The organism is Sinomonas sp. RB5 (assembly GCF_054063535.1).
This window is the reverse complement of record NZ_JBSSGJ010000026.1, coordinates 1-12,587: the sequence shown is the minus strand read 5'-3', so window position 1 is coordinate 12,587 and position 12,587 is coordinate 1. Positions and strand designations below refer to the sequence as shown.

The following is a 12,587-nucleotide window of genomic DNA, read 5'->3' as shown; positions in this document are numbered from 1 at the left end:
CCGACGCCGCCAACCTCGCCCTCCTGTGCCCCCAGCACCACGCCCTCAAGTCCCTCGCCCTCCACCACCTCACCCACGACCGCACCACCGAGGACACCGATGGCACAGACGGCACGGGCACACCCGCCCCCGCCCTGATCTGGACCACCCTCCTCGGCCAGGCCCTCCCCGCCGAGCCCCTCGGCCGCGCCCACATCCTCGCCCCCAGGGCCACCGACCACCCACCACGGGGACCATCGGGCAAGCCAGCAACGCGCGGGGAACCACCGGGCACTCCGGCCCACTGCCCGGATGTCGCCGTGCGGGAGGAATCACCCCCGCCGTTCTGACCGCAGAAACTCCGGTACGCCTACGAGCCCGCAGGGCCCTGTGGGAGCCGTTCAGGCTGGGCCACGGCGTCGAGTGCCGCCGCGCGGAGGGTGCAGCGGTGTGCCGCCTCGACGTCGCGGGCGGTGACGGCCGAGCCGGCGTCATGGCTGCTGAAGCGGAGGATGACGCGGTTGTAGCGCCAGTCGAGATCCGGGTGGTGGTTGAGCTCCTCGGCCACCTCGCCGACCGCCGCGATGAGCGCGAGCGCCGCCGCAGCGGTCGGCAGTTTGTACACGGTGGCGAGAGAACCGCCCACATGGCGCCAGTCGGCGAGGCGTCCCAGCTCGTCCCTGATCTCTTCCTCGCTCAGCGGCTCGCGTGCCATAGAAGTCAGGGTAGGCCGGGCTGGCTTCCGGCGGAACTGCTCAGAGGAACTGTGCGCGCCCCTCCATCGGGCTCGAGGCGAGCGCGTGCTCGCGCCGGGGAATGCGGCCCGCCTTCGAGGCGAGGCGCCCAGCCGCGACGGCGTGGCGGAAGGCCCGGGCCATCCGCGCGGGGTCCTGCGCACGGGTCACCGCGGTGGCCAGGAGCACCGCATCGCAGCCCAGTTCCATGGCCAGCGTCGCGTCGGAGGCCGTGCCGATGCCTGCGTCCAGGACCACCGGGACGCCGGCGCGGGCCACGATGAGCTCGATGTTGTGCGGATTCAGGATGCCCAGGCCGGTCCCGATCGGCGCGCCGAGGGGCATGACGGCGACGGCGCCCAGCTGCTCGAGCCGGCGCGCCAGCACGGGATCGTCGTTCGTGTACGCGAACACCTTGAAGCCCCGGCCCACGAGCTGCTCGGTCGCATCGGCGAGCTCAATCGGGTCCGGGAGGAGCGTCGTCTCGTCCGCGATGACCTCGAGCTTGACCCAGTCGGTCTCGAGCGCCTCGCGGGCAAGCTCGGCCGTGAGCACGGCGTCGCGTGCGGTGAAGCACCCGGCGGTGTTGGGCAGGACGCGGATGCCCCGCTCCAGCAGGAGCTGGAAGAGGGACCCCTGCTCGGCGGGCGAATAGCGGCGCATCGCCACGGTGGTCAGCTGCGTGCCGGACGCCTCGAGCGCCTCCCCGAGCCCGTCGAGGCTGGGCGCCCCGCCGGTGCCCATGATGAGCCGCGAGCCCAGCCGCACGCCGTCCACCACGAACGGGTCGTCGTCGAGCGCCGTGCTCTCGTCCCGGATGTGTGCCTGCGTCATCTCAGCCTCCCTGCATCGCTGTGACGAGCTCGACGGCGTCGCCCGCCGCGAGCGTGGTGGTCGCCCAGCTTCCGCGCGGGACCACCTCGGAATTGAGGGCGACGGCGACGCCGAGGCGCCCGCCGTCGGCCGGCCTGCCGTTGTGCTCGAGGGCGCGGCCGGTCGTGGCGGACACGAGGGCCAGCACGGTGGACGGCTGCGGGAGTTCCCGCTGCTCGCCGTTGACGGTGATGCGGTCAGTCGCCTGCATCAGCTGCCTCCTCTCTCTGCCGCCGAGACGGCCGGGATCCTCGCGGGCTGCGAGGCGAATCTGTCGGGCCGGAACGAGTCCCATTGGGGGTCCGTGCGCCCCTCGAGCAGCTGGCGGCACACCTCGGCCGCGGCGGGCGTGAGGAGCACGCCGTGACGGAAGAACCCCGTGGCCACGATGAGTCCGGGCACGTTCCCGACGCGCCCGAGCAGAGGCGCGTTGTCCGGTGTCCCGGGGCGCGCGCGGGCGGTGGTCTCGGTCAGCTCGAGCTCGGCCACGGCGGGCACGAGAGCCTGGGCGTCGCGCAGCAGCTCGTAGACCCCGCCGGCCGAGACGGCACCGGAGCCGTCCTCGCGCTGGGTTGCGCCGATCACCACCGTCCCGTCCTCGCGCGGGACCACGTAGACGGGACGCCCGCGGACGAGCCCGCGGACGGTCGCCGTCACGAGCGGCCGGAGCGCCTCGGGCACCCGCAGGCGCAGGATGTCCCCGTAGACGGGCCGCAGCGGCAGGGCTACCGGGAGGCCGCCCAGGTCGCGGGCGCCCAGCCCGTTGGCCACCACCGTCTCGGCGGCGCGCAGCTCCTGCCCGTCCTCGAGCACGACGCCGGCCACCCGGCCGCCGTCCCACGCGAGCGACGCCGCGCGGGCCGGCACGAGGGCGTCGTCGCCGAGCCGGCCGAGCAGGGCCGCGACGAGGCGCCGCGGATCGACCTGGTGGTCGGCCTCGATCGTGAAGGCGCCGGCGATGCCGGGGGCCAGGAGCGGCTCGGCCTTCCGAGCCTCGCGGACGGTGAGCGGCTGGACGGCGAGGCCGTGCGCCTCCTGGGCCGCCCTGAGGTCGGCGAACGCCTGGCGGTCCGCGGCGTCGGCCGCGAGGCACAGGGTCGGGGTGGCGAGGTAGCCGCAGTCGGGGCCCGCGGCCGCGGCGAACTCCGGCCAGCGCCGGGCGGAGTCGAGCATGAGGCCGAGGAGGGCCTCCTCCTGGTAGTGGTACTCGCTGACGGCGGCGAGCATGCCCGCCGCCGCGAAGCTCGCGCCGGTGCCCGGCGCAGGGTCGACGACGACGACGCGCCGGCCCGAGCGGGCGGCAGTCCAGGCGATGCCCAGGCCGATCACCCCGGCCCCGATGACGATGACGTCGGCGACGTCGCCCGGGTTCCGCGTCGTCCCGGGCGCGTCCGTGCTCTCCATGGTTCCTTCCCTCCGCCGGCATGACCCGGATCGGGTGCAGCGGTCGGCTCTGGCCCTCTCAGCCCTGGCGCAGTTCACACTGGCGGGCTCCCGCAGTACTGGGCACTAGTCTAGTTCCATGCTCCTCGCCGACGCCCAGCTGTACGTGTGCACCGATGCCCGCAGGGACCGCGGCGACTTCGAGTCCTTCCTCGACGCCGCCTTCTCCGGGGGGGTGGACATCATCCAGCTCCGCGACAAGCAGATCGAGGCGGCCGAGGAGCTCGAGCTCCTCGAGGTCCTGCGCGCGGTCGCCGAGCGGCACGGGAAGCTGTGGGCCGTGAACGACCGGGCGGACATCGCCCTGCTCTCCGGGGCGCCCGTGTTCCACGTCGGCCAGAAGGACCTGCCCCTCCGCGCGATCCGCCGCGTCGTGGACCAGTCTGTGCTCGTGGGCCTCTCGACCAACTCCCCCGAGCTCGTCGACACCGCGATCGCGCACGCGCAGAGCCCCGAGTCCTCGGCCCAGGCGCGCCTCGACTACTTCTGCACCGGCCCCCTCTGGGCCACGCCGACCAAGCCGGGCCGGGCCGCCGTGGGCCTCGGGATCGTGGAGCACGCGGCGCGCCGCACCCGCGAGGCGCTCGAGGCGGGCCGCTCGCCGCTGCCGTGGTTCGCCATCGGCGGGATCGACCACACGAACGTGGCCCAGGTGGTCGAGGCGGGGGCGAGCCGAGTCGTCGTCGTCCGCGCCGTCACCGACGCCGACGATCCCGCCGACGCCGCCGCCCGCCTCCGCGCCGAGCTCCCCCAGCCCGCTCCCGCCGCACCGCGCCCATGACGACGGTCGCGTACCAGGGCGAGCCCGGTGCCAACTCGCACATGGCCGCCCTCGAGGCCTACCCCAACGCCGAGACCCTCGCGTGCGCGACCTTCGAGGACGCGTTCGCGGCGGTGACCGGCGGCGAGGCGGACCTGGCGATGATCCCGATCGACAACACCGTGGCCGGACGGGTCGCGGACATCCACCTGCTCCTGCCCGACACTCCCCTGCAGATCGTCGGCGAGCACTTCCTGCGCATCCGCTTCAGCCTCCTCGGCGTCCCCGGCGCCACGATCGAGGGCGCACGGGAGGTGCACTCCCACGTGCACGCGCTCGCGCAGTGCCGCGGCTTCATCCGGGCCCACGGGCTGACCCCCGTCGTGGCCGGCGACACCGCGGGCTCGGCGCGCGAGGTCGCCGAGTGGGGGGATCCGGCCAAGCTCTCGATCGCCCCGCCGCTCGCGGCCGAGCGCTACGGGCTCACGGTCCTCGCGAGCGACATCGAGGACCAGCAGCACAACACGACCCGCTTCGTGGTCCTCGCCCCGCCGCGCGAGTACCCGCAGGCCGACGGCTCGCAGTACGTGACCAGCTTCGTGTTCCGGGTCCGGAACATCCCCGCGGCCCTGTACAAGGCTCTCGGCGGGTTCGCGACCAACGGCGTCAACATGACCCGGCTCGAGAGCTACATGGTCGAGGGCCGGTTCGCGGCGACCATGTTCATGGTCGATGTGGAGGGCCACCCCGACGAGCCGGCGCTCGCCCGGGCGCTCGAGGAGCTCGAGTTCTTCTCGACCCAGCTGCGCATCCTCGGGGTCTTCCCCGCCCACCCGCGGCGCTTCGGCTCCACGAAGGCTAGTCGGGACTAGGCTGGCGCCCATGGCGCACTATTCGCTGACCCCGAAGCCGGCCGCCGCCGCAGCCGGGGAGAAGGCAGCGTCCAGCGGCAGTGTGCTCGCGGCGGCCTTCGCGGCCCTGCGGGAGGAGTTCAAGCTCGCCGACGCGTACCCCGCCGAGGCCCTCGCCGACGCCGAGGCGGCCATCGCAGCCCTCACGCTGCCCGCCGAGGACGCGACCGGGGTCGGCTTCGTCACGATCGACCCGCCCACGTCCACGGACCTGGACCAAGCCGTCCACATCGAGCGCGACGGCGGCGGATACCGGGTGCGCTACGCGATCGCGGACGTCCCCGCGTTCGTCCGCCCGGACGGTCCCCTCGACGCCGAGACACGCCGGCGCGGGCAGACCATCTACGCGGCGGATGCCAAGGTCCCGCTGCACCCGCGCGGCATCTCGGACGACGCCGGCAGCCTCCTCGCGGACGAGGTCCGGGGCGCGTTCGTGTGGGACTTCAGCCTCGACGCGGACGGCGAGGTGGCCGGCGTCGGCCTCACCCGCGCCACCGTACGCAGCCGGGCGAAGCTCAGCTACGCCGAGGTGCAGGAGCAGATCGACGCCGGGACCGCGGCCGAGCCGCTCATGCTGCTGCGCGAGGTGGGCCTGAAGCGGGTCGAGCTCGAACGCCGCCGCGGGGGCGCGAGCCTGAACCTTCCGGAGCAGGAGATCGTCCCGGCCGAGGACGGCGGCTACCGGATCGACGCGCGCGGACCACGTCCGGTCGAGGACTGGAACGCGCAGATCTCCCTCATGACCGGCATGGCCGCCGCGAGCCTCATGATCGAGGGCCGGATCGGGATCCTGCGCACCATGCCCGGCCCGGACGAGAAGTCGCTGCGGCACTTCCGGCGCCAGACCCAGGCGCTCGGCGCGCCGTGGGACGGCTCCGTCCCCTACGGCGCGTACCTCCGCACGCTCGACGCCGCCGAGCCCCGCCACCTCGCGATCCTGTACGCCGCGGCGGCGCTCTTCCGCGGGGCGGCCTACACCCCGTTCGACGGCGACGTGCCCGCCGAGCACCTCCAGGCCGCCATCGCGGCACCCTACGCGCACACCACCGCTCCGCTGCGCAGGCTCGTGGACCGGTTCGTGCTCGTGCTCTGCGAGGCGCTCGCGAACGGGCGCGACGTGCCGGAGTGGGTGCGGGCGGCCCTTCCCCGGCTGCCGGCCCTCATGGCGGCCTCGGACCAGCTCGCCGCCCGGGTAGAGCGGGCCTCCCTCGACCTCGTCGAGGCCGCCCTGCTCGTCACGTCGGTGGGGCGGGAATTCGACGCCGTAGTGGTCTCGGGCTCAACGCCGGCCGCCGGCAGCCCCGCTCCCGCGCGCAACGGCCGCCCGGAGCAGCCCCTCGACCGGATCGCGAGCTCCCAGAACGGGCAGGAACCGCAGCAGGCCCGGCCGTTCGGCACCGTCCAGCTCGCCGAGCCGCCCGTGACGGCACGGTGCGAAGGCGAGATGGAGTCGGGGACCGCCGTGCGCGTGCGGCTCGTCCACGCGGACGTGACGACCCGGAAGGTCCTGTTCGAGCTGGCCTGAGCACCGACGCCTGAGCACAGGGAACGGTCTGGGCACAGGGAAGGGGCAGTGCCGCATACGCGGCACCGCCCCTCGCGATGTTCCTGCGGGAACCGGAAGGTGCCTACAGGCCGGACAGGAGGCCGTTGAGGATGTTCAGCACGCCTTGGAGGCCGCTGCCGTTGTCCAGCAGGCCGGCGACGCTGCAGAGCAGGTTGCCGAGCAGGTTGCCGGGGCCGTTCTGCGCGGTGATGTTGAGGTTGACCTGGTTGAGGTCGACGACGAGGCCCAGCAGGTCCAGGTGCAGCGGCCCGAGCGTCAGGCTGAGGACGTTGCAGGTTCCGCCCGAGGCGGCGTTGGTCACGAGGGCCGTGGCCGTGGTGCTCACGGGCGTGGTGGCGCCAGTGGTGGCGTTCGTCAGCGTGCCCGTGACCAGACCTTGGGCCGCCAGCTGCCCATTCTGGTTCACGAACTGCGTCGGGGTGAAGGTACCCGTCAGGGTGCCGACGACGTTACCGGCCGCATCGGTGACCGTCTGCGTGATGAAGGACGTCGAAGGCGTCTGGGCAACTGCCGGCCCAGCGGCGGCCGGGGCGGCCGCCACAGTCTGCGGCTGGGGACTCGCGGCCGTCGCGGGGCCGGCGACGGAGACGAGGAGTCCTCCGGCCATCGCGGCCGTGACGAGCGGGGCGAGAATGCGTGTTCTCATGTCTTACAGCTCCTAAAAATCGGTGGAGTGGATTGACTGTTGAATCACCAGAAACGCGAGTCGTGTCACATCGGCTCACGCTCCGCCCGGTACCCGTCCGCCGTAGGCTTCAATCCACCACGCACGAGATTTGCCCGTGTCCAGCCCTCGATTCACGGATGTAACCTCCGGCGCGGTATCGTTGGAGAGTTATTGGATGCCCGATCGTCCTGATGCGATCCTCTTTTCACCCGCCGGCCGGTGCCGGCACCTTGATAGCCCGCGATCGGCTTCCGCTGGATGGCCGGCGCGCGCTCCTGCTCCAGATGCCCCACGCAGTCATGGCTGTGGCGCTCTGTTGAGCGAGACCCGCTCGGGCCCCGATGGAGAGGGACCCTTTCCCTATGAACGAAGTCCACACGCATGAACTCCTGACCGACGACTCGGGAACCGAGACGATCGAGACCGAGGAGACCATTACCAACGACGCCCCCGTCCGCCAGGAGAGCCAGAAGACGTTCTCCGACTACGGAGTGGCCCCGGAGATCGCCCAGTCCCTCGCGGATGCCGGAATCCTGAACCCGTTCCCGATCCAGTCGATGACCCTCGGGGTGGCGCTCGGCGGCCACGACATCATCGGCCAGGCCAAGACCGGCACGGGCAAGACCCTCGGCTTCGGCATCCCCGCGCTGCAGCGCACGCTCCCGATGGAGCACCCGGACTACGCGAAGCTCCCGGTTCCCGGCGCTCCCCAGGCCCTCGTGGTGGTCCCGACCCGCGAGCTCGCCGTGCAGGTGAGCAAGGACCTGCAGACCGCCAGCAAGCGCACCTCGCTGCGCGTCGAGGTCATCTACGGCGGCCGCGCCTACGAGCCGCAGATCGAGGCCCTCCAGCGGGGCGTCGAGGTGGTGGTCGGCACCCCGGGCCGCCTCATCGACCTGCACCGCCAGCGCCACCTCAACCTCAAGAACGTCCGGATGATCGTCCTCGACGAGGCCGACGAGATGCTGGACCTCGGCTTCCTTCCCGACGTCGAGACGCTCATGGGCGCCGTTCCCGCGGTCCGCCAGACGCTCCTGTTCTCGGCGACCATGCCCGGCCCGGTCGTCGCGATGGCGCGCCGCTACATGACCCAGCCCACGCACATCCGCGCCTCGGACCCGAACGACGACTCGGTGACCAAGAAGGACATCCGCCAGGTCATCTACCGCGCGCACCACCTGGACAAGGACGAGGTCGTGGCGCGGATCCTGCAGGCCGAGGGCCGCGGCCGGACCATCATCTTCACGAAGACCAAGCGCACCGCCGCCAAGCTCTCCGAGGAGCTCATCGACCGCGGCTTCGCGGCCGCGGCAATCCACGGCGACCTCGGCCAGGGCGCCCGCGAGCAGGCCCTGCGGGCCTTCCGCCACGGCAAGGTGGACGTCCTCGTCGCGACCGACGTCGCCGCCCGCGGCATCGACGTCGAGGACGTCACCCACGTGATCAACTTCCAGTGCCCCGAGGACGAGAAGGCTTACCTCCACCGCGTGGGCCGCACCGGCCGCGCCGGCCACAAGGGCACTGCCGTGACGTTCGTCGACTGGGATGACGTCCCCCGCTGGACGCTCATCAACAAGGCCCTCGGGCTCGATGTGCCGGAGCCCGTGGAGACGTACTCGTCCTCGCCGCACCTCTACACCGACCTGGACATCCCCGCGGGCACCAAGGGCCGGCTCCCGCGCAACAAGCGCGTCCTCGAGGGCCTTGCGGGCGAGAAGCTCGAGGACCTGGGCGAGCCCGGAGGGAAGAAGCGCTCCCGCGGCGCCAAGGACCGGCGTGAGGACGCCGAGGGCCGCGGCCGCCATGGCGGCAGGGGCCGCGGCGGCGAGCATGCCGAGAGGGCAGAGAAGGCAGAGCGGCCCGAGAAGGCTGAGCACGCCTCCACCACCGCGGGCGGCGAGGCAGGCGGCGAGGGCCGCCGCCGCCGTCGTCGTCGCGGCGTGGCCGAGGGCGCGCCGGAGGCCGCCGGCACCCAGAACGAGCGCCCGCGCCGCGAGTCCGCCGCCCTGGCGGTGCACCTTACGGACTCGGCGGCGGACGGCGCGTCCGTGGACCGCGGCGTGGCGGCAGCCCGCCGTCGTCGGACCCGCCGCCGCAACGGCGAGGTGGTTGCCCGCACCGAGGCCGAGTAGGCCCCGTGGCGGCTGCCCGCCCCCGCGGGGCGTCGGGGGGCCTGTGGTCCCCCGACGGCCCCGACCTCGTGGTCCACGGCGACAACGCCGCAGTGCTCCCGGGCCTGCCCGACGGCTCGTTCACCATGGTCTACATCGACCCGCCGTTCAACACCGGCCGCTCGCAGAAGCGGCAGGAGCTGAGCATGGTGCGCAGCGCGGCCGGGGACCGCATCGGGTTCTCCGGCCAGCGCTACGAGACGATCAAGGGCGCGCTGCACCGCTACGACGACGCGTTCAGCGACTACTGGGCGTTCCTCGAGCCGCGGCTCGTCGAGGCGTGGCGGCTGCTCGCGCAGGACGGCACGCTGTACCTGCACCTCGACTACCGCGAGGCGCACTACGCCAAGGTCATGCTGGATGCGATCTTCGGCCGGGACTGCTTCCTCAACGAGATCATCTGGGCCTACGACTACGGCGCGCGGACCAAGCGGCGCTGGCCCACGAAGCACGACAACGTGCTCGTCTACGTCAAGGACCCTGCCAGGTACCACTTCGACGCGGCCGAGGTGGACCGTGAGCCGTACATGGCACCGGGCCTCGTCACGCCGGAGAAGCGGGAGCTCGGTAAGCTGCCCACGGACGTGTGGTGGCACACGATCGTCTCCCCCACCGGCCGGGAGAAGACGGGCTACCCCACCCAGAAGCCCGAGGGCCTCGTCCGGCGCATGGTGGCGGCCTCGAGCCGGCCCGGGGACTGGGTCCTGGACTTCTTCGCCGGCTCCGGCACGCTCGGCGCGGTCGCCCAGCGGCTCGGCCGGCGGTTCGTGTGCGTCGACGAGAACCCGCAGGCCGTCGAGGTCATGGCAGGACGGCTCCCGTCCGCGCGGGTGGTCACCGCGGGCGGGGCCACGGCCTAGCGCACGACGGCGGTGCCGCGCCCCTGGCGCTCGATCTCGCCGAGCGCCTCGGCCGAGGTGGTGAACTCGCCGAGCCGGTTGGGCTTGCCCGTGCCGTGGTAGTCGGACGATCCCGTGACAAAGAGGCCGTTCTCGGCGGCCAGGCCGAGCAGGAACGGGCGGCGGTCCTCCGGGTTGTCGCGGTGGTAGACCTCGAGCCCGGCCAGCCCTGCCTCGATCATGGCCCGGTAGACGGGCTCCCCGACCGTGCGGCCCCGGGCCGACGCCACGGGGTGGGCGAACACCGGCACTCCCCCGGCGGCGCGGATCAGGGACACGGCCAGGGCGGGCTCGGGCGCGTAGTGCTGCACGAAGTACCGCGAGCGGGAGGACAGGATCGTGGCGAACGCCTCGGTGCGGTCGCCGACGAGGCCTGCCGCGACGAGGGCGTCGGCGATGTGCGGCCGGCCTACCGTGGCCCCGGGGGCCACGTGGCGCGTGACGTCGTCCCACGAGAGCGGGTAGTCCTCGGCGAGGAGCGAGACCATGTGCTCGGCGCGGGAGAGCCGCGCGTCCCGGGCCTTGGTGACCTCCTCCAGGAGGCCGGGATGCGCGGGATCGTGCAGGTAGCTGAGGACGTGGACGCTGATGCCCTCGGGGGTGCGGCACGAGACCTCCATGCCCGGCACGAGGGCCACCCCGAGGCGCCGCGCCGCCGCTCCCGCGTCATCCCAGCCCGAGGTCGAGTCGTGGTCCGTGATGGCGAGGACGTCGATGCCCGCCTCGGCGGCGGCTCCGACGAGCTCGGCCGGGGTCTCGGTGCCGTCGGACACGGTCGAGTGGGCGTGCAGATCGATCCTCACGCCCCCACGATAGCCCGGGGACGTGCACGGGGCCTCTGGACAACGCGCACCCCGATGGAAGAATGAAGAAGTGAGTGTTTCAGATCCCGCAGTTCCAGATCCCACCGTCCAGCATCAGGCGCAGCCGATCGACGACCGGGTGAACAACCGGTCCCAGCGGCCCACCTCCGAGGCATTCAAGGCCTTCATGGCCTCCGGCTGGGCGCCGGCAGAGGGCTCCCTGCCCGGCCGGGACGCGGTCGCCGAGTACGCCGCCCGGCGCCGCCGCGCCATCTCCGAGCGGTTCCCCGGCGAGCGCCTGGTCATCCCTGCCGGCCCGCTGAAGGTCCGCTCGAACGACACCGACTACCGCTTCCGCCCCCACTCCGCGTTCGCGCACCTGACCGGGCTCGGGGTGGACCACGAGCCCGACGCCGTGCTCATCCTCGAACCGGTCGACGAGGGGACGGGCGACGACGGCGGCCACCACAGCGCCACCCTGTACTTCCGCCCGCTCGCGGGACGGGACACCGAGCAGTTCTACGGCGACGCCCGTTCCGGGGAATTCTGGATCGGCGCACGCCCCACGCTCGCCGAGCTCGAGGCCCGGCTGGGCATCGCCACCGCGCACCTCGACGGCCTCGAGGCCGCGCTGACCAAGGGCGTGGGCGTCCCCGCGATCGGGGGCATCTCGGTGCGCCTGGTCCGCAAGGTCCACGAGGACATCGACGCCCTCGTGGACACCGCCCGCTACAACACCGCCATGGACCCCGAGTCGCTGGACCTGTCCGTGTTCGACGCCCTCGACGACCAGCTCGCCGAGGCGCTGTCCGAGCTCCGCCTGGCCAAGGACGAGTGGGAGGTCGCCCAGATGCGGGAGGCCGTCGCCGCGACCGCGGCGGGCTTCGAGGAGATCATCCGGGCCCTCCCCCGCGCCGTGGGCCACCGCCGCGGCGAGCGCGTGGTCGAGGGGGCGTTCTTCGCGAAGGCCCGGGAGGAGGGCAATGACCTCGGCTACGAGACGATCGCCGCGTCGGGCAACAACGCCACCGTGCTGCACTGGATCCGCAACAACGGCCCCGTCCGCGAGGGCGAGCTCCTGCTGGTCGATGCCGGGGTGGAGGCCGAGTCCCTCTACACCGCCGATGTGACCCGCACCCTGCCCGTGGGCGGGACCTTCTCGGAGGTCCAGCGCCGGGTGTACCAGGCCGTCCTCGACGCCGCGGACGCCGCGTTCGCCGCGGCGCGGCCGGGTGTGAAGTTCCGCCAGATCCACGCCGCGGCCATGGAGGTCCTCGCCGCGCGCCTCGAGGAGTGGGGCATTCTCCCCGTCTCCGCCGAGGAGGCGCTCTCGGATGCCGGCCAGCAGCACCGCCGGTGGATGCCCCACGGGACGAGCCACCATCTCGGCCTCGACGTGCACGACTGCGCGCAGGCCCGTCGCGAGCTCTACCTCGACGGCGAGCTCGCGCCCGGCATGGTGTTCACCATCGAGCCCGGCCTCTACTTCAAGGCCGAGGACCTCGCGATTCCGGCCGAGTACCGCGGCATCGGCGTGCGCATCGAGGACGACATCCTCATGACCGCCGAGGGCCCGGTGAACCTCAGCGCGGCCCTCCCCCGCACGCCGGACGACGTCGAAGCTTGGATGGCCTCGCTGCGCTGACGTCCGGCCAGCGCATGCACAGGGGGCGCCGCCCGGTTCTGTGAACTGCTCCCCTGGAGTTGGACTGAGAAATTCAGTTCCGATTGCAGGGGAGCAGTTTTGTGTATGCATGGAGTTCGTTGTCAGAGGATGAGC

Annotated in this window: 12 protein-coding genes and 1 pseudogene; 7 read left to right on the top strand and 6 right to left on the bottom strand. The window is 72.7% G+C overall.

What is annotated here, in order from left to right:
* Positions 1–329: pseudogene (locus ACVWWH_RS19960) on the top strand (hypothetical protein); the annotation flags it as partial.
* A 20-nt stretch (positions 330–349) separates the two neighbouring features.
* On the opposite strand, the gene ACVWWH_RS19955 reads toward ACVWWH_RS19960, so the two are convergent.
* From ACVWWH_RS19955 to thiO, 4 genes are read right to left on the bottom strand one after another with little or no spacing between them, the layout of a single operon-like run.
* The gene (locus ACVWWH_RS19955) at positions 350–694 is read right to left on the bottom strand and encodes a 4a-hydroxytetrahydrobiopterin dehydratase (protein ID WP_066498933.1); all 345 of its coding nucleotides are present in this window, start codon (positions 692–694) and stop codon (positions 350–352) included.
* A gap of 40 nt (positions 695–734) precedes the next feature.
* Complete coding sequence (locus ACVWWH_RS19950; RefSeq protein WP_066498934.1) at positions 735–1,547, bottom strand: thiazole synthase; 813 nt, start codon at positions 1,545–1,547, stop codon at positions 735–737.
* 1 nt (position 1,548) lies between these two features.
* Positions 1,549–1,797 carry a sulfur carrier protein ThiS gene (gene thiS, locus ACVWWH_RS19945; protein WP_066498935.1) on the bottom strand — a complete coding sequence of 83 codons (249 nt, stop codon included), beginning with the start codon at positions 1,795–1,797 and terminating at the stop codon, positions 1,549–1,551.
* Entirely contained in the window at positions 1,797–2,990 is a 1,194-nt protein-coding gene (thiO, locus tag ACVWWH_RS19940; RefSeq protein WP_066498940.1) for a glycine oxidase ThiO, read from the bottom strand. Before thiO ends, thiS begins: the two co-directional genes overlap by 1 nt.
* A gap of 118 nt (positions 2,991–3,108) precedes the next feature.
* Here thiO and thiE point away from each other — a divergent pair, with 118 nt between their 5' ends.
* Genes thiE through ACVWWH_RS19925 form a run of 3 tightly spaced genes read left to right on the top strand, consistent with a single transcriptional unit; the run spans position 3,109 to position 6,225 of the window.
* Positions 3,109–3,810, top strand: a complete 702-nt coding sequence (thiE, locus tag ACVWWH_RS19935) for a thiamine phosphate synthase (RefSeq protein ID WP_457317776.1) — start codon at positions 3,109–3,111, stop codon at positions 3,808–3,810.
* Positions 3,807–4,661, top strand: coding sequence for a prephenate dehydratase (locus ACVWWH_RS19930; RefSeq protein ID WP_066498944.1), 855 nt, complete (start codon positions 3,807–3,809; stop codon positions 4,659–4,661). The genes thiE and ACVWWH_RS19930 overlap by 4 nt, the downstream gene beginning before the upstream one ends.
* A gap of 10 nt (positions 4,662–4,671) precedes the next feature.
* Complete coding sequence (locus ACVWWH_RS19925) at positions 4,672–6,225, top strand: RNB domain-containing ribonuclease (protein ID WP_457317775.1); 1,554 nt, start codon at positions 4,672–4,674, stop codon at positions 6,223–6,225.
* Between the two features lie 103 nt (positions 6,226–6,328).
* On the opposite strand, the gene ACVWWH_RS19920 is transcribed toward ACVWWH_RS19925, so the two are convergent.
* The gene (locus ACVWWH_RS19920; RefSeq protein ID WP_457317774.1) at positions 6,329–6,913 is read right to left on the bottom strand and encodes an ABC transporter substrate-binding protein; all 585 of its coding nucleotides are present in this window, start codon (positions 6,911–6,913) and stop codon (positions 6,329–6,331) included.
* A gap of 383 nt (positions 6,914–7,296) precedes the next feature.
* Here ACVWWH_RS19920 and ACVWWH_RS19915 point away from each other — a divergent pair, with 383 nt between their 5' ends.
* Both ACVWWH_RS19915 and ACVWWH_RS19910 read left to right on the top strand, forming a co-directional pair.
* Positions 7,297–9,066, top strand: coding sequence for a DEAD/DEAH box helicase (locus ACVWWH_RS19915; RefSeq protein ID WP_447419363.1), 1,770 nt, complete (start codon positions 7,297–7,299; stop codon positions 9,064–9,066).
* Between the two features lie 5 nt (positions 9,067–9,071).
* Positions 9,072–9,965 carry a DNA-methyltransferase gene (locus tag ACVWWH_RS19910; RefSeq protein ID WP_457317773.1) on the top strand — a complete coding sequence of 298 codons (894 nt, stop codon included), beginning with the start codon at positions 9,072–9,074 and terminating at the stop codon, positions 9,963–9,965.
* On the opposite strand, the gene ACVWWH_RS19905 is transcribed toward ACVWWH_RS19910, so the two are convergent.
* Positions 9,962–10,807 carry a PHP domain-containing protein gene (locus ACVWWH_RS19905; RefSeq protein WP_457317772.1) on the bottom strand — a complete coding sequence of 282 codons (846 nt, stop codon included), beginning with the start codon at positions 10,805–10,807 and terminating at the stop codon, positions 9,962–9,964. The genes ACVWWH_RS19910 and ACVWWH_RS19905 overlap by 4 nt on opposite strands.
* Before the next feature lie 70 nt (positions 10,808–10,877).
* Here ACVWWH_RS19905 and ACVWWH_RS19900 point away from each other — a divergent pair, with 70 nt between their 5' ends.
* Positions 10,878–12,452, top strand: coding sequence for an aminopeptidase P family protein (locus ACVWWH_RS19900; RefSeq protein ID WP_457317771.1), 1,575 nt, complete (start codon positions 10,878–10,880; stop codon positions 12,450–12,452).
* Positions 12,453–12,587 lie beyond the last annotated feature (135 nt).

Excerpts from the sequence above, each read along its gene's own strand:
- ACVWWH_RS19955 (WP_066498933.1), bottom strand. The coding sequence starts at position 694 with ATGGCACGCGAGCCGCTGAGCGAGGAAGAGATCAGGGACGAGCTGGGA.
- ACVWWH_RS19950 (WP_066498934.1), bottom strand. The coding sequence starts at position 1,547 with ATGACGCAGGCACACATCCGGGACGAGAGCACGGCGCTCGACGACGAC.
- thiS (WP_066498935.1), bottom strand. The coding sequence starts at position 1,797 with ATGCAGGCGACTGACCGCATCACCGTCAACGGCGAGCAGCGGGAACTC.
- thiO (WP_066498940.1), bottom strand. The coding sequence starts at position 2,990 with ATGGAGAGCACGGACGCGCCCGGGACGACGCGGAACCCGGGCGACGTC.
- thiE (WP_457317776.1), top strand. The coding sequence starts at position 3,109 with ATGCTCCTCGCCGACGCCCAGCTGTACGTGTGCACCGATGCCCGCAGG.
- ACVWWH_RS19930 (WP_066498944.1), top strand. The coding sequence starts at position 3,807 with ATGACGACGGTCGCGTACCAGGGCGAGCCCGGTGCCAACTCGCACATG.
- ACVWWH_RS19925 (WP_457317775.1), top strand. The coding sequence starts at position 4,672 with ATGGCGCACTATTCGCTGACCCCGAAGCCGGCCGCCGCCGCAGCCGGG.
- ACVWWH_RS19920 (WP_457317774.1), bottom strand. The coding sequence starts at position 6,913 with ATGAGAACACGCATTCTCGCCCCGCTCGTCACGGCCGCGATGGCCGGA.
- ACVWWH_RS19915 (WP_447419363.1), top strand. The coding sequence starts at position 7,297 with ATGAACGAAGTCCACACGCATGAACTCCTGACCGACGACTCGGGAACC.